The organism is Pseudomonas sp. PvP100 (assembly GCF_017833055.1).
GTDB lineage: Bacteria > Pseudomonadota > Gammaproteobacteria > Pseudomonadales > Pseudomonadaceae > Aquipseudomonas > Aquipseudomonas syringae.
Genome location: NZ_JAFIBO010000001.1, coordinates 2134683 through 2155570 on the forward strand (window position 1 = coordinate 2134683; position 20888 = coordinate 2155570).

Here is a 20888-nt window from a genome sequence, read left to right on the forward strand (position 1 = left end):
TTAGAACAGGAGTTCATCATGTGCGACGACCGAAATCCCCTGCATTGTTTCATTCCGCCTTACATGCTCGAGCGTATGGCGCAGTCCCCCAAGAATCTGGTCAGCGCCCGGGCCATTGCCAACCTGACGAGCAGCTCGGCATTCCTTGCTTCCCGCCTCTCTGCGCGAACCATGCCATCCATGCACGCGATCAAATCGCCTGACGGACGAAAGCACCGTGTGATTCATGATGCCAAAGGCACTGACGATCTCCCCGGCGCGGTGGTGCGCAAGGAAGGCCAGGCAGCGACAGGCGACAAGGCGACCGATGAAGCCTACGATGGCTCAGGCGACGTCTATGATTTCTATGCGCAGCTGTTCGAACGCAACTCGCTGGACGACAGTGGCATGTCGCTGGTCTCGACCGTGCACGTCGCCGAAGTGGATTTCAACGGTGAGCATGTACCGCTGAGCAACGCTTACTGGAATGGCAGCCAGATGGCTTACGGCGATGGGGATGACCTGGTCTTCAAGCGCTTTACCGGCAGCCTTGAAGTGATCGGTCATGAACTGACCCACGGCGTGCAGAGTTTCACCTCGAACCTTGACTACCGCGGGCAATCCGGGGCCTTGAACGAGCACTTTGCCGATGTATTCGGCATGCTGGTGCGCCAGTGGAAACAAGGCACCAGCGCCGCCGAGTCGGACTGGGTGGTGGGCAAGGAGTTGCTGGTGCCGGCCCCGACGCGACGAGGCATTCGCGATATGGAAAAACCCGGCACTGCGTATTCCAACGATCCGGATCTGGGTGATGATCCGCAACCTGCGACGATGGCCGACCTGTATACCGGTGCCAAGGATCGCGGCGGCGTGCACATCAACTCGGGCATTCCCAACCGGGCATTCGTGCTGGTGGCCAAGGCGCTGGGCGGAAATGCCTGGGAAGTGGCGGGCAGAATCTGGTATGAAACGATGCTGGAGCTGGCCTCGGACAGTCAATTCATCGACTGTGCCAAGGCCAGCGTAAAAATAGCCTCGGACCCGCGCTTCGGCCCCAAAGCCAAAAAAGCCGTGCAGGCGGCCTGGAAAGAGGTCGGTCTCAAGGTATAGCCAAAGCGTAACCACCCAAAGGTGCTTGAAATGAAGGTCTGTCTAGTGCAATCCGGCGGTTTTGCAGGTGCAGTCAAACGCTGTGAAGTCGATACAGCCACCCTTGAGCAGCCCGAAGCCGAGCAGTTGCAGAGGCTGGTGAGCGATAGCGGCCTGAATCAGTCCAGCAGTGCTTTCAATGACGAAGCGCGGGACCTGAATCAGTACGAAATCACCATCGAGGATGACGCCAAGGCAATCTGCCTGACGTTCGACGAACACAACGTGCCTGCATCTGCCCGCCAGTTGCTCGGCTTTCTCAAGCAACGCGTCAAACCGGGCAAGCTCTGAGACAGGCCCTTTGCCAAAGGACTCTGGCCGCAGCGATGCCCTTTCGTCGACAGATGGGGGGCATCGCTGCTACCGGATTCGCCACCATGACTCCGCGCATGGAATAATGGCGCAGTGACATGTGAACCACCCGACACCCTGGCGGTCAATGATTTGTACCGATCTGCTAGCGTTGACCGTACAAAAAAAAAACGCTTCACACTGCCATTAACGAGGTATCTTTTCGTGCTGCGCGTTCTTACCTCCTTACCTCTGCACCAATGGCGTCGATGAGCACTGTGCATCCTATCGAACACTCTTCCGGCCTGATTATCTGCGAGCACTGCGACTCGCTCTACGAAGCCCATCCTCTGCAGCCCGGCGAGGCAGCATTCTGCCTTCGCTGCGAAGCACTGCTCGGTCGCGGCCATCGGGTGACCATAGAACAGTTGCTGGCGTTGACCATCGCTGCAGCGATACTGTTCGTATTCGCCAATCTGTTCCCGGTCATCAGCATCAATATGAAGGGCCTCTCCAACGAGGTGACGCTGTGGCAATCGGTTGAAGCCCTTGCTCAAGGACGTATCACGATCATTGCCTTGGTGGCCGGTCTTTCGATCATTTTTGCGCCGCTATTGCAGATCGTCCTGCTGTTCTGGGTGCTGGTACACGCGCACAAGGGCATCGTGGCGCCCGGCTTCAGAACCTGCATGCGCGCCCTGGAGCACTTGCGCCCATGGAGCATGCTCGAAGTGTGCATGCTTGGCATTCTGGTGGCGATCATCAAACTGTCCGGGATGCTCGACGTACACCCCGGCGTCGGGCTCTGGGCCATGGCAATGTTGATGGTGCTGATCCTGCTGATTGCCAACAAGGATATCCGCCGGTTGTGGGACGAACTGGGAGTGCAGCCGCAATGAACGGCATCCCTTTCGCCCATGAACACAAGCTGTGCCTGTGCCATACCTGCGGTTATGCCTGCCAGGAGGACGCTACACGCTGTCCGCGTTGTGATTCACCTGTGCACAAACGCAAACCCAACAGCATCAGCCGCACCTGGGCCTATCTGATTGCCGCGCTGATTTTCTATATCCCGGCCAACGTACTGCCGGTGATGTACACCAACCTGCTGGGCAACCGCAGCGAAAGCACGATCATGAGCGGCGTCATCGAGTTTTTCGAAAGCGGCTCCTGGGACATCGCCATCCTGATTTTCGTCGCCAGTGTTCTGGTGCCATGCATCAAGTTTCTGGTGCTGGGCATGCTGCTGATCACCTGCCAGCGTCGCAGCACCTGGGCGATGCGCGAGCGCGCGCGCCTGTATCGCTTCATCGAACTGATCGGCTACTGGTCGATGCTCGATGTGCTGGTTGTAGCCCTTGTGGCGTCTCTTGTTCAGTTTCGCGAGCTCAGTACTATCGAGCCGCGAATCGGTATTCTGTTTTTTGGCTTGGTAGTGGTGATGACGATGTTCGCCGCCATGAGTTTCGATCCCCGGCTTATCTGGGACGCAGAGGTTGAAGATGTCTGACAGTACCCTCCCCCCGCCTGCTTCAGTGCCACGCCCTGAAGTCAAACGTCGTCGCCTGCGTGTCTCGCTGATCTGGCTGGTGCCAATCGTTGCCGCGATCATTGGCATATCCATGGCCTTGCATGACTGGATGAACATCGGTCCCAGAATCACTGTCAGCTTCCTGACAGCCGAAGGTCTGGAAGCCAACAAGACCCAGGTCAAATACAAGAACGTGGTGATCGGCATGGTCACGGATATCAGCCTCAGTGACGACCGCACGCATGTGCTGGCCACCATCGAGCTGAACACCAGCGCTACTCCGTTCACGCGGGTCGACAGCCAGTTCTGGGTGGTGCGCCCGCGCATCGGCGCACATGGGGTTTCGGGCGTGGACACGCTGCTTTCGGGTGCCTTCATCGGCGCCGACGCCGGCAGCGCCGAGGAAACCAAGGCCAGCTTCACCGGCCTGGAAACGCCGCCGCCGGTGACCTTCGGCGAAAAAGGCAAGCGCTTCACGCTGCACACTGATGATCTGGGCTCGCTGGACATCGGCTCACCGATCTACTTCCGCCGCATTCAGGTCGGTCAGGTAGTGGCCTATGACCTGTCCAAGGACGGCCGCGGCGTCGACATACAGATTTTCATCAACGCTCCGAACGACCAGTACATCACTACTGACACACGCTTCTGGAACGCCAGCGGTGTCGACATCACCGTCGGCGCCTCAGGGGTCAAGGTCAATACGCAGTCCCTGACCTCGATCATTTCCGGCGGTATCGCCTTTCGCGAGCCGAACTGGAGCCCGGATTCGAAACCGGCGGACGAGAACGCAGAATTCAAGATATTCGATGACCAGGCCACGGCGATGGCACCTCCCGACGGCGAGCCTCGCTATATCCGCATGCGCTTCAATCAATCGCTTCGCGGCCTGACGGTCAACGCGGCGGTTGACTTCCTCGGGGTCAACATCGGCAAGGTGGTTTCGGTGGATCTGGACTACGATCCGGCCACCAAGACCTTCCCCGGCATCGTTGGCGCAGTGATCTATCCCAAGCGCCTGGGGGCAGCCGAGTCCAAGCTCAAGGAACTCGGCGGCTCGGGCGATGAAGAAGAACAATCTGCCCGCGTACTGGGTGCCTTTGTGGCCAATGGTCTGCGCGCGCAGGTGCGTAACGGCAACCTGCTGACTGGCCAGCTGTACATTGCCATGGAGTTCGATCCAAAGGCGCCGAAGGTGGCGTTCAACGCCAAGGCCCGACCGCTGGAGATTCCGACCGTGCCGGGCAGCTTCGACAAGCTGCAGGAGCAGTTGCAGGCATTCGTCGAGAAGCTCAGCAACTTGCCGATCGACCAGCTGGCGGGCAACCTCAACGGCACCCTCAGCGAATTGCAGAAAACCCTCAAACAGGTCAACAGCAGCGTGTTGCCGCAGATGCGTGGCACCTTGCAGCAGGCCGAGAAAACCCTGGGGACTGCCAACGACTCGTTCGCCGAAGATTCACCTGCGCGTCAGCAACTGGGCCAGGCCATGGATGAAGTGCAACGTACTGCACGTTCGGTGCGGGTCCTGACCGACTTCCTCAGCCGCCACCCGGAATCGCTGATTCGCGGCCGTACGGGCGACGCAGCGCCACGTTCGTTCAACGCCCCGTCCTCGTCCCGAGCCATTGATCCGGAGCCAAAACAATGACCTTGCGCCTGAAACTGATGGTACTTGCCGCAGCAGTGGGCCTGGGTGCCTGCACCTCGACACAGACCCACTACTACACGCTGATCGCGCCGATGAGCGCGACCAGCACGGCCGCCAGCAAACCCATGCCGTTCCAGTTCGAGATGCTGCCGGTGATCATGCCGGTGCAGGTCGACCAGCCGCCGCTGGTGGTTCGTCAGGGTAACGGCAGCCTGGCCATTCTGGACACCGAACGCTGGGGATCACCCCTGGGCGACGAGTTTCACGATGCGCTGACCCCGCAACTGGAGCGTCGCTTCGGCAGCCGCGACATGGCCGGCTTGCCGAAAAACAGTGACCAGCCAACGCTGTCGATCCGTACCGACGTGCGGCGTTTCGAGTCGATGCCCGGCAACTACGCCCTGATTGATGTGGTGTGGACACTCGGGCTTCGCGAGGCTGGCGCCACGGCGGGCAGCAAACGGCAAAGCCTGACCTGCAGCAGCGTGATCCGCGAGGAGGCCGGTGAAGGCATGGAAAATCTCATCATTGCCCACCAGAAAGCGGTCGCGCAGCTGGCAGACAAGATCGCCGTCACGGCTGCGAGCTGGACCGCACAGCGCGCCTCGCGCTGCCTGTAACTCTATCGGGAGGTCTGCGCAAAAGACCTCCTGTTTTCGCCGAACTCAGCCTGGAACCCTCCGGCCAGACGCCTGGGCATCGCGGCTCAAAGCGTTCAATTCGGTACAAAAATGTATCACCCTGGCGGATTCCTACGTACACTCGGCCACCTGTCTGGTACGTTAGTACCTGATTGGACCGAACACTCAACTCCTCGCCCTTGCAGGGATGTCTGATCAGTCGACGCCAGAAACGCTTGTTAACCCTGACTGTAGCGGTGCACAGTTTATCGAGGACAAACGGATGACAGGGATCGGACCGCGGCTTAAAAAGGAACGTTTGCGCCTCAAGCTTTCGCAAAGTGCACTGGGCGCGATAGGAGGCGTGGAAACCAATGCCCAGGGTAACTACGAAAATGGCGTCCGCTCTCCCCGTGCGGATTATCTGTCCAGCATTTCGAATGCCGGCGTTGATGTTGCCTATGTGGTCACCGGCCTCAGTGCTACGCGTAATGTCCCCGCTGTCATAACGTCGGACAGCCACAGCTGTGGCCCGCTCAACCGCGTCGTCGAACGCTTGCACGGCAACCTGCACGACGCGACCCAGAACCTGTATCACTTCACCCGCCTGATCGAATCGAACGCAGGCGTTGGCAATGTGGACAGCAATCAGCTGGAAAACATCAAGAATGACGCCGAAGCGATCACCGTCGCAACCGTGCGGCTGATCTACATGACGTCAAGAATCAAGTAACGCGCAAGTATCGCGTGCCGCCAAGGCCGCTCATTGCGCCGCAAACGCCTTGTCCCTGAGTTTGTCCAGCACCAACGCAATGAATGCCGACACCGCTGGCGGCAGATGCTGTCGGCTGGGATAAAGCACATGCAAACCATGGCTGATGCGCTGGTACCGGGGCAGTACCGGCACCAGCCGGCCATCCCGTAGATCCGAGCGGATCAGCGTCGCAGGCAACAACGCGATACCAAGCCCGGCGAGGGTTGCCTTGCGCAGCGCCTGCGCGGTGTTGGCATTAAACCGGCTGGCAATGTGTACCTCATGCATCTTCGTGTCCGGACCGAGTAACCGCCATGCCGTGACGCCGCCGCGATGCACTGCACTGACACAGTAATGACTGTGCAGGCTCTGCAGGGAATCAGGCATGCCATGAGCGGCAATATAAGCAGGACTGGCGACCATCGTGTCATGGCCTTCATCGATCAATTGCCGCCCGACGTACCCAGAGTCCTGCAAAGGGCCACCCCGAAAGGCGATGTCCAGCCGGTCAGCGATCAGGTCGGCGTGATCATCACTGAGCACGAACTCCAGTTGAACACGCGGGTAACGGGCAAGAAAACCGGCCACCCAGTCCATCGAGAAAAAGTCGAAGAAATCAGCCATCGCTGCGATACGCACCAGGCCACTTGGCTCATCGCGCCCGGATGCAAGCTGCTCTGCGGCTTCCATCACCCCGTCGACCGCGCCCACGCATCGGTCGTAGAACTCCTCTCCAGCCTGAGTGAGCACCAGCTTGCGCGTCGATCGCTGCAACAGTCGCGTGTCCAGTTGCATTTCCAGTTGCTGAACCCTGCGGCTGATCGTATTGGACGGCATGCCCAACTGCCTTGCTGCCTGGGCAAAACTGCCGCTGCGCACCACCTGCACGAACAGCGCAACATCGTTGAGATCGAACGCCACGCCCGCATTCCTCGTATTTATGGATCAGTCCAAGCCAACTATACCGACTAATCAAGCAATCCATTGAAGCTTATTATTTGCGCTCAGGCATCAAGGCCCAGAGGAGAACGCCATGAACAGCATCGTCAGCATTCAGCCACGCGCCATCGTCCATCGCACCACCGGCAGAACTCGCGGGCCGATCACCCGACTGGTGAGCCCGGGCGATCTGGGTCAATTGTTGAAGCCTTTCGTGTTTCTCGATCGAATCTGCTTCACGTCAGAGCCGGGGAAAACGGGTTTCGGCATGCACCCGCATTCGGGTATCGCTACGCTGACCTACATGATCGAAGGCGAACTCGCCTATGAAGACACCACTGGAAAATCCGGAGTACTGCTCAGCGGCGGTGTGGAATGGATGAGCGCCGGCAATGGCGTCTGGCATGACGCCCAGCCAGTAAACGGTTCGGCTGTGAGGGGCTTTCAGCTATGGGTCGCACTGCCCGCCGCGCAGGAAAATGGCCCGGCACAAAGTGTGTACCTGTCGGCAGCGCAGGTTGCACAACAAGGCCCGGCAAACGTGCTGCTGGGACGCTATGGCAGCGCAAAAAGCAGCCTGCCAGCACCGGAAGGCATGAATTATCTGGCAGTACAGCTCAAGGATGGCGAGCACTGGCGCTACACACCACCCGCAGGCCATAGCGTGGGCTGGCTGGCAGTCAACACCGGACAGCTCGACGCAGGCGGCCCGGTCGGCGCGGGTGAACTGGTGATTTTCGAGGAATCGGATCGCCCCATCGACATCGTCGCCAAGGGTGATACCCACTTCGTGCTGGGATCGGCAGTCAAGCATCCGCACGACCTGGTCACAGGCTACTACTCGGTACACACCAGCAAAGCCGCGCTGATTCAGGGCGAGCTGGAGATAGAACGCATCGGCGCACTGTTGCGCGAGGAAGGCAGGCTCTGATTGAGCAGCAGCCTCCTGTTCAAAGACTGGCTACGCCCTCACCGGGACAGCGGCGCACTGGAACCGATACTCAAACCCTGGTGGCAGCGCTTCACCGGGCCTTATCGGTACTACCCGGGGCGCCGCTACCTGCCCTCGCCGCTGAGGGCTTTCATCGACCTTATCAATGCGCGCTGAGCCACATCAGCACACAGGCAGCATCAGCTCATCGCCACAACCGGACCCACGCCACGACGCGCTGGCGCGGCCATGGCGAACAGCTCATCGACGCGTCTGACTTCATCCGCACTCGGTTTTATGGCAACGGCACAGGCAACGAAGATGCCCGCATTGAAAATCAGACCGACGATGCCACTGGTCAACGAGCCCAACGCCGGAATGTCATCCGGGTAGACCGTGGTCAGCACGATGGCGATCACGATCCCCACCAGCATGCCGGCAATCGCGCCCTGCTTGTTGCCATGACGACTGAAGACGCCGAAAAACAGCGGCACGGCCAACTGGATGATGCCCTGATAGGAAATCTGCGCCAGCAATTGCAGGCGGGCGTAGTCGAAGGTCAGGTAGGCCAGCAATGAGGCCGCCGCAATGAACACCACCATGCCGACCTTGGCGAGAATGGTCTTCTCGCGATCACTGCGTGGCTTGCTCCAGGTCGCCAGGTCATTGGCAAACTGCGTACCGCACACCTGCACGCAGCCGTCGACATGGCCGATACTGGCCGCCAGTACGATCATGATTGCCACGCCAAGCAGCCATGGCCCGCCGATATCGAACAACGACAGGAACCAGCCGTGTTGCGGATGAGCCGCGACATTGGGGTCCTGGCTGATTGCTGCGGCGAAGAGCATCAGAATGCCGTAGAAGCCGCCGACCAGCAGGATGGTCAGCAGCGTGCCCTTCTTTACCGAGCGCACGCCGCTGGCGGTATAGATGCGCTGAAAGCTCATCGGCCAGCACATCGAGCCGATCACGCCGGTAAAGATCAGGCTGAACATGTACATCGGGCCATAGGTACTGCCTGCTCCGCCCGGGATTACCAACATGCTGGCGGGCAGCTGCGACAGGTTGCTGAACGAGGCCTGCGCGCCGAACAGCAGGAAGATGCACAGCGCAGCGCACAGTACATAGGCAATCAGTCCCTGGTACATGTCAGTCATGATCAGGCCGCGCATGCCCATGCTCACCGTCCAGTACTGACGAATCAGGATCACCGCCACGCCGACCAACAGGCAGGTGGTCACGCCCCAACGACCGAAGCTGGCGAACTGGAAAAGCGTCGCGAGGGCCTGAATCCCCATCACCACCCAGGGGAATACCGAGATGATGCCGATGATCGAAGCAATGCGTTTGACCACGGGACTGTTGAAGCGCATGCCCAGCAAATCCGGTTGGGTGGTCAGGTTGAAGCGCTTGCCCCAGGTCCAGGCACGATTGGCCATCAGGTACATCGCGGTCACGCCCAGCGTGGCGTAAACCATGCCGTAAAAGCCCAGCGCGCCACTGACCGACAAGGCGAAGAACGCCGTGAACGTTGCGCCCGGCCACCAGGAGTTGGTGTAGCACATGGCGATGAACCACGGCCCGTAAGAGCGACCGCCCACCGCGTAATCGGAAAAGCTCTCGCTCTTGCGGTTCGTCGCGTACAGCACTGCAATCATGCCCGCCAGAAATACACCGATCAGGCCGAAGGTGATGTAAAGATCCGAAACCATAGTCGTACTGATCATTGCCCGTCCCCCTCTTGTGGAATTTCACCCAGCAGCGACTCGACCACGTAGAGCATCCACAGGCCCAGCCCCATGAGCACCGCGATCAGAATCCAGTAGAAGATCGGCAGCGGAATGCCCAACACCAGCACGGCGCTGCCGCTGACCTTTAGGTAAAACGGCGGAAACAGCGCCATCATCAACAGCGCGAAGAAGTACAGGCCAAACACCAGATTCTTCAGGCGGCCGGGGGTAGAAAGGGACGGAACGTTACTCATGGAGTGCTCCTTGAATTTCAGGATCTGGCTATGGATAAGTGATCGGATAAAACTCAAGCAGTGAAAGAAACACGCGGTTACCCGCTACTTTTTTATTATTGAAATACGTGTCTTACGTGTTCGAAGGCGCGCGAGACGAGATCGACTCAGACCTGCCGCAGCCAGGTTTCCCATTGCGAATCATTGATGATGCTGCGCGCGCGCATGTGCTTCCAGGTGCCGTATTTGTAGAAGTCGAAGTCCAGTTGCGACACCGCGTGCTGCACCATCGCCCAGGTCGACCATTTGATGTCGGCCAAGGCTTTGTTGAGTTTGATCCGCGCTACGGTTTGCGCGCTGACCTGGCCGAAGTAATCCTCGATCAGCGCCAGCTCCATGTCGTCGCTGAAAAACATCTCGCCAAACCACAGCGCCAATTCGTAATGGCGGTCGTTGTTGGAGGCATACTCGAAATCCACCAGACGAATCTGGCGATCCGCGTTGAGCATGAAGTTGCCTGCCAGCGTGTCGTTCATGCACGGCGCAAGATCGATCCCGGAAGCTTGCAGCGCCGCTTTCGCGCGCTGGTATTGCAGGCACAACCAATCGTCATCCTGAGGCTTGATGCCCTTCAGTTCCGCCACCTGGCTCTGATGCTCGGCGATCATGTCGAATACAGTCTTGGTCTGTTGCAGCAACGGTTGATCGTTGAATGCCTTGAGCCCGTGCAGGGCACTGTGGCGTATGTCGCGCTGCAGAAAGTCATGGTTGGACGACGCCCGCCAGCCCTCCATAAACTCGAACACCTCGACACCAAAGGCTTCGAGGAAGGCGAAAACCGGTGCGCCATAACCGGTTTGCGCAGCCTTCACACTGGCCTCGTGGGCGGTGTGCCGATCGATGAACATCTCTGTGCCGACGCCTGGCACCTTGAAGAAGTACGCCGTGTCGGCGCCCTCGACCTCGACCCGCCAGTTGGTGTTGGAGATGCCGCCACTGACAGGCTCGTAGCCAACGCGGCGGCCCTGCCAGCTGTCGATGCTGCGCACGGCGGCTTCCAGTTGTCGCTCCTGGGTACTGACCGACTGCCCTAACGTTTTCATGCTCTACCCTCCTGAACCTGACGCATCCAGCCTTCCAGCCGCGGGTCCTGAACGCATTGTCGGCAACGCAACAGCGTCCATTGCCCAACCTTGGAAAACTCCAGTGGCCGCGAGGACGTGGTACCGGCCCAAAGCCCCCACAATGTCCAGTACCAGTCGTTGATCAACGCATACAGACGGCAAACGGCGTAGTCGATTTCCAGGCATTGCCCGGCCCACGCGCTGATCCCCTCGCGCCACTGACGCTCGAACGAATAAAGCTCATTGAGGGTAATCGCGACGTCGTACCACGGATCCATGCAGCCACCGTAGTCAAAATCCACCAGACGCAACTGACCTTCGCTGGACACCATGACGTTGCTGGCCACACCGTCGCCGTGCAGCGGAGCCGCTTGCACGGATCGGCTCTGCAGCGCCTGCCAGGCCATGTCGACGCAACGGTCGATCCATTGATGCTCGGCAGGCAGCGCAACGTTATCGTGCTCGCACAGTGTGCGCAGGCGCTGGATATCCGCCATCGGTGAACGCACGACATCAGGCACAGGTCCGGCATGCACCTGCCGCTTGAGTGCCCACAGCGCTTGAAGCCGGCCGGGTGCGAGCAGATCGTCGAGCCGCGCAGCTCGCCAGTCGACACCCAAGTCCTCGAAGACCAGCACGCCATTGGCCTGGTCTGCGCCAAGCAGGCGCGGTGCCGCCGCGCTACGGCCGGCAGATTCGCTGGCCTGGGCTACGTTATCGAAATCGATCAGTGGCGCCATGTCGGCATGCAGAACCTTGGCGTAGCAACCGCCTTGCACGCTGCTGACCCGAAAGCCGGCCCACTCGGTCGACAATCTCGAAGGCGAGGCCACGCCCTGGGTAACGTTCTCGATCTCGGCGTCTGCCGCGAACCCGCAAGATGTCAATGCGCTGCGCAGGCGCTTGGTCAAGTCGTCGGCATATGACATGGTCAGCTCCTCAACCAAATGACGCGGATGAGGTACAAGCCCGATGCAACAGACCGGTCAGCATGCGCAAACCGTTGTGCATGTCCTGATCGCTGGTGTATTCGGCTTCGTTATGAGAAACGCCATTGCTGCTGGGGATGAACAGCAGGCACACGGGATAGCGCCTGTTCAGACTGATGGCGTCGTGACCGGCAACGGTCATGCTGTCGGTGGTCGACAAACCCAGCTCGGCGCCTACGCCGTGCGCCAGTGCAGCGAACCCGTCATGCAGCCTGGCAGGTGAGCGCAACACGCTGCTTTCCACTTCAAACGATGTCATGGTCTTGTCAACGATCGCGCGCAGCGTTGCATCCAGGCGTTCCGAGGCAGCACTCAGCAGATCGACATCGCGGGAGCGGTATTCGATCAGCAGCGAAACGCGCGAAGGCACCACGTTGGGCGAATTGGGGTAGACCTCGATACGGCCTACCGAACTGTGCATCTGCACGCCGTGCTGCAAGGCTTCGTCATGCACCGCAGTGATGGTATGTGCGGCGGCCAGCAACGCATCCCGACGGGCAGCCATGGGTGTAGGTCCCGTGTGATTCTGCTCGCCGTCGAAACGTACCCGCCTTTTCAGGGCAGCCCAGGTCTCGCGCACCACGCCGATGGCGGTCTGGCTGCTTTCCAGGCCTGCGCCCTGCTCGACATGAATTTCGACATACCCGGCAATGTTCAAATCAACCCGATCGTTGCCAAGATAACCGATGGCCTGCAGGGCGTCCTTGAGACGGATGCCGTCGCCATCGCGGCTTTCCCAGGCGTCGTCCAGCGTCAAGGCACCGGTGAACACACTACTGCCGATCAGGCTCGGCTGAAAGCGCGCGCCCTCTTCGTTGGTCCAATTGACCACTGCCAGATTGCAGCGCGGGACTTCGCCACGCTCAAGCAATTGCCGCACCAGGCTGGACACCGCCACGGCACCGGCAAGCACGCCGTACACGCCATCGAAACGCCCGGCACTCGGCTGGCTGTCCAGGTGTGAACCGCAGAGCAGATAAGGCGCGTCGGGATCAAAGATCATGAGGCCGAACAGGTTGCCCACCGCGTCGATGCGTACTTCGAAGCCGTGCGCTTCGAGCCAGTCCCGAAACAAGTCACGCACCTGTCCGTCTTCAGCCGAGGCCGCCAGCCGATGCAGGCCTCCGGCCGGAGTCGCACCGATGGCCGAGCTTTGCCGAAACACTGCTTCGAACGCTGCCAGATCAGTTGCGCTCGGCTCGATCAGCTCAGGAATAGAGGGTGTCGACATGATCTTTCTCCAGGCGTGTCGCAAACTCGTCGGATAGCGCGCGATTGGTAACCAACGTCGTGATCGCGGCAAATGGCAGGGTATTGATAAAGGTACGATGACCGAACTTGCCATCGTCGGCCAGCACCACGCTGCGCGTGCAATGCCTGACCAGCGTCCTGCGCAACATGGCTTCCGGCTCCTGGTAATCCATCAGGCCGAAGTCCAGATCAATGCCGCCGATGCCCATGAAGGCAATGTCGTAGTGAAACTGCCGGGCGAACTCCAGTGTATGGGGGCCGATCAAGGCGTTGTCGGTGCGCCGCACATCGCCGGGCGCAACCAGAACCTGATTGTCGCTCTGGTGCGATATCAGCTGAGCGATGTCCAGCGAGTTGGTGATGATCTTCAACTGACTGAACCGGGTCAGCTGCTGGGCCAGCGCCAGCGTCGAGGTACCGGTGTCGAGGAAGATGGCCATGCCTTCGCTGACCAGCTGCGCAGCACGTACGGCGATGCCTGCCTTGGCGCGAGGCTTGAGTCTGCTGCGCTCCTGCAACGGCAATTCTTCGCTGGACCTGGGCAGAATCGCGCCGCCGTGAATGCGCCTTAACCTGCCCTCTTCTTCCAGATGCTTGAAGTCGCGGCGGATGGTCTCTTCGGAGACGAACAGCAATTGTGCAAGGTCCGACGCCTTGACCCGCTGCTGTTGAACGAGCAGGCGCATGATTTCGTCCAGGCGCGGCTGATTGAGCATAGGGGTAACATTCCGTTGCAAAGTGATGACTCCAGTGTCCGGCCCCTTGGGCCGCTGATCCGTGTGCGAGAGCGACATGTCTATTGCCCCGAAACCGGTGGCAGGTGCTGATCCCAGGGCGCAATGGCCTCTACCGCGGCACAGAACTGCAGCACCTGGGCATCGGCAAAGCGTGGGCCGACGACCTGCAAACCGATCGGCAGTCCTGCTTCGCTCCGCCCACAAGGCAAATTGGCGGCCGGGTTGCCAGTGATATTGAAAGGGTAAGTGAACGGCGTCCAGCGCGCCCACGGCACAGCGCCGTCCTGCCCGGCATAGCCAACAGGGGCTACATCGTCTGCGGCAAACGGCAGAATCGGCAGGGTGGGCATGAGCAGCAGATCGTAATCGTCAAACAATGCGTGCACCTGATTGGCGAACGCCGCACGCTGTTGCAGGGCCTGCAGATAATCACTCAGGCTGTACTGGGCAGAGCGCCTGATCAGATCGGCAAAGCCCGGATCGAGCTGGTCCAGCTTCTGCGCAAGCGCCTTGCCATAGGCAATACCGCGCCCGGCGACCCACAGGGTTTCGAAGGTTGCCAGCGGGTCCTGCCAATCCGGCTTGAGCGTGCTGACCGTAACGGGCAGCGACCTGGCGATATTACCCACGGCGGCGTCAACCGCTGCGGCGACTTGCGCATCGACCGGGGTGTCGAACAGCGTTGGGCAGAAGCCGATGCGCAAGGGTTGCAGCGGCTGGTCGCAACGGGCCAGAAAGGACTCGTCGGGGGCTGGCAGCGCCTGATGATCGAGTGGATCGGGGCCCGACAGAATGTCGAACAACAACGCGCTGTCGCGCACGCTTCGGGTGATCGGCCCGGCATGACTGAGCATTTCGGTGGCCGACCAGGGCCAGGTGGGAATACGCCCCAATGTGCCCTTGAGGGCAAATGCGCCACAGAACGAGCCCGGTATGCGTACCGAGCCGCCGCCGTCCGAGCCCAGGGCCGCAGGAACCATGCGCGCCGCCACGGCAATGGCCGAACCGGAGCTGGAGCCGCCGCTGGTGAGGCTCGGGGCCCACGGGTTGCGCCCGTTGCCGAACACCCGCGACGTACTGGCGCCCGTCCAGCCGAACTCGGTGGTCGCGGTCTTGCCGAGAATGATCGCGCCAGCGTTTTTGAGGCGACGGATGATGGGTGCATCCTGTACCGGCACCGACTCCAGCGCAGTCAACGACCCCCGCGTGGTGCGTAGTCCTGCAGTGGAAAAGAGATCCTTGATGCCAAAAGGTATGCCGTGCAGCGGCCCGCGTACCTGACCGCGCTGCAGTTCGGCGGTCATGCTTGCGGCCTGTTCAAGCGCGGCCTCGGCATACACATCACCGAATGCATTGAGTGTGGAATTGTGGGTTTCAATCGCTGTAAGGCACAACTCGGTCAAGTGTATAGGCGTCAGATACCCTTCGCGGACACGCGTGGCAGCCTCGATCACGGTAGGCATGGAAGATGGCTTGGATTCAATCAAAGCAGATACCTCTCAGACACTTATGCGCAACGCACGGCACCAACGACTGTCGGCGCATTACATTCAGCAGGCTCTGATCAGTCAAGTGGGTTTTGTTGGATATATTGAATTTGTGGTTTTAAATTTTGTAACAGCACCGTCGCGGTGCCAAAAAACGCGCAAAACGCCGCATCGCACAATTGCGGTGCGCGATTAAAACCAGAAAAGAAAGGGGGAAGTCGGCCAGAAAAGACTGCGCCTGCCAGCGGCGCAGTCCTGTCATGGTGATCGGTCTTTCAGCTCAGCGATCAGACCGCCAGATCGTGAGCATGGAACTCGGTGACGCCAACCAGCTGGATTTCAAAGTCCGCATGCAGGTCAGCGTTGACGTTGCCGGACAGCACATGATCAGCAAAACGCAGCTGGCCAGCGCCGGTGAACTCGCCGCTGCCGATGAAGCTGAAAGCATCAAGCGCTTTGGTGTCCACGTTGGCATCCATCTTCAGGAAGCTCAGTTTGTCGCCTTGCTGGCTATTGAAGTCGGTGATCACGTCGCTGTTGTGGCCTTTGCCCATTTCCGACAGGTTGTTGAACACGAAACGGTCAGCGCCGCTACCGCCAGTCATGATATCGGCGCCCTGACCGCCCACCAGTTTGTCATTGCCGGCGCCGCCGAACAGAACGTTGTCCGCATCATTGCCGGTCAGGGTGTTGTTGCGGTCATTGCCAAGCACGGTGAACGCGCCCTCGCCTTTGAGATGGACATTCTCGAAGTTCGCCAACGTCCCGGCATTGAGGTTGATCACCTGTGCAATGGGCGAGGTATTGTCATAGGTGATCTTCAGCGTATCGACGCCCTGATCGGCCTTTTCCTGAACGAGGTCCAGTTCGCCTGCCTGATCGATGACGTAGGTATCGTTGCCCAGCCCGCCGATCATGGTATCCAGACCGCCGCGACCATTGAGCACGTTATCCAGGTCGTTGCCGATCAGCGTGTCATTGAAAGCGGAACCTATGGCGTTTTCGATGTGCGCCCCGTAGGCGATCGCCAGACCGGAATTCATCGATGTCGGTGCATCAGGGTTCGCGTTGTAATCGAGAAACGCCTTGCCGATGGTGCTGAACTCACCCTCGTTGAGGTTGATTTTCACCGATGCTTCCTGATTGCTGGCATCAATGGTGTCTTTGCCGCCAGCGTCCCAGATGGTCTCGAATACCGACTGCCCAGGTGCCCATTTGTAGACGTCGTCGCCAGTGTGGTAGTGGGTGTTGGCACCGTATATAAACTGCATGGCCGCGACATCGAGCAACATCGGTGTGGTGGGCTTGAAGCTGTAATTGTTGGTGTAGCTCATGATGGTGTAACGCGCATCTTCGAATTTGGCATCGAGCAGAACGTCGTTGTACTGCGAGGCTTCGAACGAATGCTTCAAGCCCAGTGCATGACCGGTTTCATGCATGAACGTGAGGTAATCATCCGTGCCCTTGGCAGGATCGGCCGCGTTGACGTTCGGCCCGATCCAGACATCGCCGGAGCGGCCCAGTGTACCCGGCGCATAAGCCTGGCCAAACTCGGTGCCTTGCAGGCCCTTGAAGCCGCCGAAACGGATGTCTCCGACATTATCGGGTGTGTCCTGAACCTCGGTGAACTTGATATCTGCCACCGCACTCCAGGCATCCAGTGCGCTTTTTGCGGCTGCCGCCTGGGCGTCGGTCAGCGAATAGGCATCACCAGGCTCCTGCGAGCGACTGTAGTCAGTGGCGTAGACGGAGTCGGCCCGATGAAAACTGTAAGTCAGATGGGTACCGGACGAGTCCCCGAGCCAGAATGGCCCCCATAACAGGCTGGTGACTCGGTCGTCAGTAGCTCCGTCGGGCAGAAGTTCGGCAGGGCTTGATTCATTTGGGCCGGGCATTGGCGTTGCTCCAGAAGAATACGGGACGTTATTAATGGGCTCACGATCTTTGCCAAGGCAAAAACCGGACGGCAGTTTATTACACGGCACGCATAATATGGACACAATAAGTTACAAATACAGCGCTAAAAAGGGCCATCTCGTTACTCTCGGCACCTGCCAACTTCTTATGTCGAGCGAACTTTAACTTTTATTACAGGCGTCATTTAATGACGCGCCGTTATATAGATTGTTCGAACCGGCGACGACAGTAAGAAGTGACTGTTCCGAGGGTGTTCAAACACGGCCGTGACGCCCTTCCACTGCGCAGGATTTCTTCACTGCGAGTCGAGTGAGCAGGCTGAATAAAGGGGACATCGTGCAAGCCTGTGCACGCCGAGCTGATTTATGCGGCGTATACCTTGCTGCACTCTATGGATCATAGGCATCATAAGACCCAATTTCATCCGATCGCGGTGCGCCCCATGACCCACCACCCTGCGCCACTTCCCGCCAGCGAGGAAGAACGTGTCCTGTCCCTTGAGCATCTCAAGATACTGGACAGTGCTCCCGAGCAAGACTTCGACGACATTGTGCTGCTCGCCACAACACTGTGCGACGCGCCCATTGCGCTGGTCTCGCTGGTTGACCGAGAGCGCCAGTGGTTCAAGGCCTGCATCGGCCTGGACGTGCAGGAGACGCATCGCGACCTGGCATTCTGCGCGCACGCCATCCTGCAGCCTTCCGATGTGCTGGTGGTTGAAGACGCGACCACTGATCCTCGCTTCAGAGAAAGCCCGCTGGTACTCGGGCCTCCTTACATCCGCTTTTATGCAGGTGCGCCGATTCGTACCGAGGCCGGTCATGCAATGGGCACCGTCTGCGTGATCGATATCTGGCCGCGTGTACTGAGCGAACAGCAACGTCGTGCGCTGCTCGCACTGGCGCGGCAAACCGCAGCCCTGATGCAATACCGCCTGGTCTCGGAACAACGTGACCAGCACGCCGCCGAGCTGGCGCTGGGGCTCGAAAGCTCCCAGAGCCAAAGCCTGGCGCTGGAGCGCAACCTGCGCCAGTCGCAACGGGTGTCGTCGCTGGGTATGCTCACCGCTAGCATCGCTCATGACTTCAACAACCTGCTCCAAGCACTGAGCGCCAGCCTGCAACTGATCCGCATGCGCTCACGCCGCCCGGCCGACGTCGAGACGCTCAGCGATACCGGACTGCGAGCAGTGGATCACGGTCGCCAATTGGTGACTCGCCTGCTCAACAGCGTTCGCCAGGACGGTTCCGAACTGATCTGCATTGATGTCAGCGAACGGATCGATGCCGCGCGTGATCTTCTGTTGCGTTCGGCGGGCGACACGCTGGAGCTGTCATTCGACCTATCCGCCCGAGGCTGGGGCGTGTTGTGCGCCGAAGCGCAATTGCATACCACCTTGTTGAATCTGCTGAGCAATGCGCGTGATGCAATTTCGGGCCCCGGCAAGGTGCATATCTCGACCCGGCTGGAGTCCGTCAAGGACGACCCGCAATTCCCGGAAGGCGATTATCTGGTACTCAGCCTGAAAGATAACGGCCCAGGCATGGCTGCCGAGCTCAAAGAGCAAATGTTCGAACCTTTCTTCACGACCCGAAGTTCGGACCCGGGTGCCGGGCTTGGCCTTGTTCAGGTGCAGGAGTTTGCGGTAAATGCCGGCGGAGGCGCACGCGTCGAAACAGCACCGGGGAGTGGCACTACCGTATATCTCTACTTGAGAATACTGGGCCCGATCAGTGCAACGAATGCACCAGCCCATATAACCGAACAATAACAACGGCTCATCGCCGGCGAGGCGTGGTGACTTCAGATACCCGTTAAATAAAAATGGCCGAACATTCACTGTTCGGCTTTTTTATTTTCTAACCTGCTTCATCCTGTCGCCGGGGGTTTCAAGGCCAATGGCGTCGTATGACCGCGTTGACTACTGGCTCCGCGTCAACCAGTAGCAACAGCGCATGAAAATCGGGCCGGACATTACGCAGGTGCTCTCGCGCGCCACTCCATTGCGTCACGACAGAGGCCAGAATCTCCACTGCGCCGGGCGCATCGCAACACCAGATCCCGGCATCACCAAACAGGTCGGCAAACGTCTCCCAGTGTTCATGCAACCGCGTCCGGGCTCCCGCTTCGAGCAGCCTCTCCAGACCATCGTCGGAACCTGCCAGCCAGCGCTGCGGGTAATCAATAATCCCGATGGCGGCGTAGCAATTGGCTGCAATGTAAACCAGCGCGCGTAGCGCTTGAGCACGCTGCGCGGACTTGCCAGGCAGAAGTCCGGAGTCGGGGTGCTCCAGGCCCAGATGAATCAGGATCGCAGCACTTTCAGTGAGCACCGCGCCATCGGCCAGCACCAGCGTGGGGACTTGCATCATCGGGTTGACCCGCCTCAATGCCTCCTTCCCAGGCCCCTCTTCCCACCCACAGGCGTCGCTCAGGGTAAAAGGTACCGAGCAACGCCGAAGCGCTATCTCGATCGCAGCCGAACCCGAACCTTGCGTGCCGAAAAGCGTGTACATAGCAGTGCTCCTTGCCAGGTGCTGCAGGCTCGCTCCGCGCAGTCACACTGTCGGGGGAGCGAATAAATGGGCGTGCATGAAATCAATGAAGACTCGCAGGCGCAGCGAAAGATGCTTGCTGGATGGCCAGAGCAATCTGAACGTTCCGGTATGCACCGTGTAATCATCCAGGACAGGTATCAGCTCGCCGTTGCGAATGGCCGATGAAATCATGAAGTCCGGCAGACAGGCAATTCCCAACCCGGCCCGCGCTACGTCCACCAGAATCTCGGTGGTGTTACACACCATGGCCTGGGGTAACTCGAGATCGTCGACGCCCGCCTCGCGACGCAGCGGCCAGTGTTCAAACCTTCCAGTGGAGGGAAACTTGTGCAACAGGCAGGCGTGCTGACTCAGGTCCCCAGGATGCCGGGGTATAGCGTGCCGGGCAAAATAGTCCGGAGCGCCGACGATGCGCAACTGGAAACTGCCCATCCGCTTCGACATCAGCCCCGAGTCACCGGGATCGCCGGTGCGTAACACGATATCGAAGCCCTCCTCGATGATATCGACCATGCGATCCGAGAAGTCGATGTCCAGTTCGATATCGGGATAGGTACGCATGAAGTCGATGATCACCGGCATCACCAGTCCGCTGACCAATGGCAAACTGATCCGCAACCTGCCCTTGGGCAAGTCTCTGGCATTGCTCAACTCCATTTCCGCCGCTTCCAGCTCCGACAGAATCCGGCGGCAACGCTCCAGGAATATCGAGCCTTCCAGCGTCAGGGCGATACTGCGCGTACTGCGATGAAAAAGGCGGACGCCGAGGCTCTCCTCCAGACGGCCAATACTCTTGCCGATCCCCGACGAAGAGATGCCCAGGCGTTTTCCGGTCTGGGTAAAACTCCGCGTTTCAGCAACCAGAACGAACACGGCGATGCTTCCGAGCGATTCCAATACCCACTCCTATTCAGGACAACCCTGTCCTATACGTTCGGAACATAAGCCTGTTTTTGTTTGCGGGCGCAACCCCTAATCTCGCGGCAGGGCGATCGCTCTTGGATAAACGCGTGC

The 20888-nt window shown here is 59.5% G+C and carries 21 protein-coding genes and 1 pseudogene; 11 read left to right on the forward strand and 11 right to left on the reverse strand.

Annotated features, from left to right (window positions below; genetic code table 11):
- Positions 1-18: 18 nt before the first annotated feature.
- The 7 genes from JOE39_RS08930 to JOE39_RS08960 all read left to right on the forward strand — a co-directional run bounded on the left by JOE39_RS08930 (position 19) and on the right by JOE39_RS08960 (position 5954).
- On the forward strand, positions 19-1089 hold the full coding sequence (locus JOE39_RS08930) for a M4 family metallopeptidase (protein WP_003394709.1): 1071 nt from the start codon (positions 19-21) through the stop codon (positions 1087-1089).
- A gap of 30 nt (positions 1090-1119) precedes the next feature.
- The gene (locus JOE39_RS08935; protein WP_003342005.1) at positions 1120-1419 is read left to right on the forward strand and encodes a protealysin inhibitor emfourin; all 300 of its coding nucleotides are present in this window, start codon (positions 1120-1122) and stop codon (positions 1417-1419) included.
- A 269-nt stretch (positions 1420-1688) separates the two neighbouring features.
- Positions 1689-2318: a paraquat-inducible protein A gene (locus JOE39_RS08940; protein ID WP_003315384.1), complete on the forward strand. Its 630-nt coding sequence runs from the start codon at positions 1689-1691 to the stop codon at positions 2316-2318.
- Positions 2315-2929: a paraquat-inducible protein A gene (locus JOE39_RS08945; protein WP_003315385.1), complete on the forward strand. Its 615-nt coding sequence runs from the start codon at positions 2315-2317 to the stop codon at positions 2927-2929. Before JOE39_RS08940 ends, JOE39_RS08945 begins: the two co-directional genes overlap by 4 nt.
- Positions 2922-4601 (forward strand): MlaD family protein, encoded by a 1680-nt coding sequence (locus JOE39_RS08950; RefSeq protein WP_003394706.1) that lies wholly within the window; start codon positions 2922-2924, stop codon positions 4599-4601. Before JOE39_RS08945 ends, JOE39_RS08950 begins: the two co-directional genes overlap by 8 nt.
- Positions 4598-5221 (forward strand): PqiC family protein, encoded by a 624-nt coding sequence (locus JOE39_RS08955; protein ID WP_003394705.1) that lies wholly within the window; start codon positions 4598-4600, stop codon positions 5219-5221. The genes JOE39_RS08950 and JOE39_RS08955 overlap by 4 nt, the downstream gene beginning before the upstream one ends.
- A 283-nt stretch (positions 5222-5504) precedes the next feature.
- Positions 5505-5954, forward strand: coding sequence for a helix-turn-helix transcriptional regulator (locus JOE39_RS08960; RefSeq protein WP_122219901.1), 450 nt, complete (start codon positions 5505-5507; stop codon positions 5952-5954).
- Between the two features lie 30 nt (positions 5955-5984).
- Here JOE39_RS08960 and JOE39_RS08965 read toward each other — a convergent pair whose 3' ends face one another.
- The gene (locus JOE39_RS08965; RefSeq protein WP_046266021.1) at positions 5985-6896 is read right to left on the reverse strand and encodes a LysR family transcriptional regulator; all 912 of its coding nucleotides are present in this window, start codon (positions 6894-6896) and stop codon (positions 5985-5987) included.
- A 112-nt stretch (positions 6897-7008) separates the two neighbouring features.
- On the opposite strand from JOE39_RS08965, the gene JOE39_RS08970 reads away from it, so the two are divergent.
- Both JOE39_RS08970 and JOE39_RS08975 read left to right on the forward strand, forming a co-directional pair.
- Complete coding sequence (locus tag JOE39_RS08970) at positions 7009-7845, forward strand: pirin family protein (protein WP_024665008.1); 837 nt, start codon at positions 7009-7011, stop codon at positions 7843-7845.
- Between the two features lie 15 nt (positions 7846-7860).
- A pseudogene (locus JOE39_RS08975) lies at positions 7861-8022 on the forward strand (LysR family transcriptional regulator); the annotation flags it as partial.
- 23 nt (positions 8023-8045) lie between these two features.
- Here JOE39_RS08975 and JOE39_RS08980 read toward each other — a convergent pair.
- The 7 genes from JOE39_RS08980 to JOE39_RS09010 all read right to left on the reverse strand — a co-directional run bounded on the left by JOE39_RS08980 (position 8046) and on the right by JOE39_RS09010 (position 15375).
- The gene (locus tag JOE39_RS08980) at positions 8046-9575 is read right to left on the reverse strand and encodes a sodium:solute symporter family protein (RefSeq protein ID WP_003394700.1); all 1530 of its coding nucleotides are present in this window, start codon (positions 9573-9575) and stop codon (positions 8046-8048) included.
- Positions 9572-9832 (reverse strand): hypothetical protein, encoded by a 261-nt coding sequence (locus tag JOE39_RS08985; RefSeq protein WP_003315392.1) that lies wholly within the window; start codon positions 9830-9832, stop codon positions 9572-9574. Before JOE39_RS08985 ends, JOE39_RS08980 begins: the two co-directional genes overlap by 4 nt.
- A 146-nt stretch (positions 9833-9978) precedes the next feature.
- Positions 9979-10914, reverse strand: coding sequence for a choline/ethanolamine kinase--aminoglycoside phosphotransferase (locus JOE39_RS08990; protein WP_003315393.1), 936 nt, complete (start codon positions 10912-10914; stop codon positions 9979-9981).
- Positions 10911-11864, reverse strand: a complete 954-nt coding sequence (locus JOE39_RS08995) for an aminoglycoside phosphotransferase family protein (protein WP_057445325.1) — start codon at positions 11862-11864, stop codon at positions 10911-10913. Before JOE39_RS08995 ends, JOE39_RS08990 begins: the two co-directional genes overlap by 4 nt.
- A gap of 10 nt (positions 11865-11874) precedes the next feature.
- On the reverse strand, positions 11875-13155 hold the full coding sequence (locus JOE39_RS09000; RefSeq protein ID WP_003394697.1) for a Zn-dependent hydrolase: 1281 nt from the start codon (positions 13153-13155) through the stop codon (positions 11875-11877).
- Entirely contained in the window at positions 13133-13891 is a 759-nt protein-coding gene (locus JOE39_RS09005) for a DeoR/GlpR family DNA-binding transcription regulator (protein WP_003315397.1), read from the reverse strand. Before JOE39_RS09005 ends, JOE39_RS09000 begins: the two co-directional genes overlap by 23 nt.
- 80 nt (positions 13892-13971) lie before the next feature.
- Positions 13972-15375 carry an amidase family protein gene (locus tag JOE39_RS09010; protein ID WP_210077454.1) on the reverse strand — a complete coding sequence of 468 codons (1404 nt, stop codon included), beginning with the start codon at positions 15373-15375 and terminating at the stop codon, positions 13972-13974.
- Between the two features lie 10 nt (positions 15376-15385).
- Between JOE39_RS09010 and JOE39_RS09015 the strand changes: the two genes are divergently transcribed.
- On the forward strand, positions 15386-15595 hold the full coding sequence (locus JOE39_RS09015) for a hypothetical protein (RefSeq protein WP_147466148.1): 210 nt from the start codon (positions 15386-15388) through the stop codon (positions 15593-15595).
- Positions 15596-15686: 91 nt separating this feature from the next.
- On the opposite strand, the gene JOE39_RS09020 is transcribed toward JOE39_RS09015, so the two are convergent.
- The gene (locus tag JOE39_RS09020) at positions 15687-17294 is read right to left on the reverse strand and encodes a M10 family metallopeptidase (RefSeq protein ID WP_003341977.1); all 1608 of its coding nucleotides are present in this window, start codon (positions 17292-17294) and stop codon (positions 15687-15689) included.
- Between the two features lie 464 nt (positions 17295-17758).
- Here JOE39_RS09020 and JOE39_RS09025 point away from each other — a divergent pair, with 464 nt between their 5' ends.
- Positions 17759-19087, forward strand: a complete 1329-nt coding sequence (locus JOE39_RS09025; RefSeq protein WP_057445363.1) for an ATP-binding protein — start codon at positions 17759-17761, stop codon at positions 19085-19087.
- 118 nt (positions 19088-19205) lie between these two features.
- On the opposite strand, the gene JOE39_RS09030 is transcribed toward JOE39_RS09025, so the two are convergent.
- The gene (locus JOE39_RS09030; protein WP_057445323.1) at positions 19206-19832 is read right to left on the reverse strand and encodes a glutathione S-transferase; all 627 of its coding nucleotides are present in this window, start codon (positions 19830-19832) and stop codon (positions 19206-19208) included.
- Between the two features lie 42 nt (positions 19833-19874).
- Positions 19875-20771 carry a LysR family transcriptional regulator gene (locus JOE39_RS09035; protein ID WP_003394692.1) on the reverse strand — a complete coding sequence of 299 codons (897 nt, stop codon included), beginning with the start codon at positions 20769-20771 and terminating at the stop codon, positions 19875-19877.
- Positions 20772-20888 lie beyond the last annotated feature (117 nt).